General features: G+C 56.2%; 1 protein-coding gene. It reads left to right on the top strand.

What is annotated here, in order from left to right; genetic code table 11:
- Window positions 1-1,325: adenosylhomocysteinase (gene ahcY, locus ACR0LZ_RS21120; protein ID WP_480752218.1), on the top strand; the 1,325-nt coding region annotated here is incomplete at both ends.

Below are 1,325 nucleotides of genomic sequence, written 5' to 3'. Positions count from 1 at the left end.
GCCGAATATGGCCGCAAAGAACTGGATATCGCCGAAACAGAAATGCCGGGGCTGATGGCCTTGCGGGCAGAATACGGTGAAAGCCAGCCATTGAAAGGCGCCCGTATTGCCGGATCGCTACATATGACCATTCAGACTGCCGTTCTGATCGAGACGCTGGTTGCGCTGGGCGCGGATGTGCGCTGGGCATCATGCAACATTTTCTCGACACAAGACCATGCTGCTGCTGCGATCGCTGCAAGTGGAACGCCGGTGTTCGCCGTCAAGGGCGAAACGCTCGAGGAATACTGGGATTATGCCGACCAGATATTCCAGTTCCCCGAGGGCGGCGCAAACATGATTCTTGACGATGGCGGCGATGCGACGCTGTACATTCTGATGGGTGCACGGGTCGAGGAAGGTGAGACCGACCTGATCGAAAATCCGCAATCGGAAGAAGAAGTCGCGCTGTTCGCGCAGATCAAGAAGCGTTTGGCAGAAAGTCCGGGCTGGTTCGTCAAGCAACGCCATATGATCAAGGGCGTGTCCGAAGAGACCACTACCGGCGTGCATCGCCTGTACAAGATGATGGAAAAAGGCCATCTGCCGTTCCCGGCGATCAACGTTAATGACAGCGTGACCAAGTCGAAGTTCGACAACAAGTACGGCTGCAAGGAATCGCTGGTCGACGGTATCCGCCGCGCCACCGACACAATGATGGCGGGCAAGGTTGCCGTCGTCTGCGGGTATGGCGACGTTGGAAAAGGCTCTGCCGCCTCGCTGCGCGGAGCTGGTGCCCGGGTGAAAGTGACCGAGGTTGACCCGATCTGCGCGCTTCAAGCGGCGATGGATGGTTTCGAGGTGACTCTGCTGGAAGACGAAGTTGCATCTGCCGATATTTTCGTTACGACGACAGGCAACAAGGACGTGATCCGCATCGAGCATATGCGCGAGATGAAAGACATGGCCATCGTCGGGAATATTGGCCATTTCGACAACGAAATTCAGGTTGCGAACTTGAAGAACCACAAGTGGACCAACATCAAGGAACAGGTGGACATGATCGAGATGCCTTCGGGCAATCGCATCATCCTGCTGTCCGAAGGCCGCCTGCTGAACCTTGGAAACGCAACCGGACACCCTTCGTTTGTGATGTCGGCCTCGTTCACTAATCAGGTTCTGGCCCAGATCGAGCTTTGGACCGGAGGCGAGGATTATGACAACCAGGTCTATATTCTGCCCAAGCACTTGGATGAGAAGGTTGCGCGTCTGCATCTGGATCGGATTGGTGTCAAGCTGACCCAACTGCGCGCCGATCAGGCGGACTATATCGGGGTCAAGCCGGA

The organism is Ruegeria sp. CI1, assembly GCF_056536925.1.
This window is presented reverse-complemented; position numbering and strand designations above follow the sequence as displayed.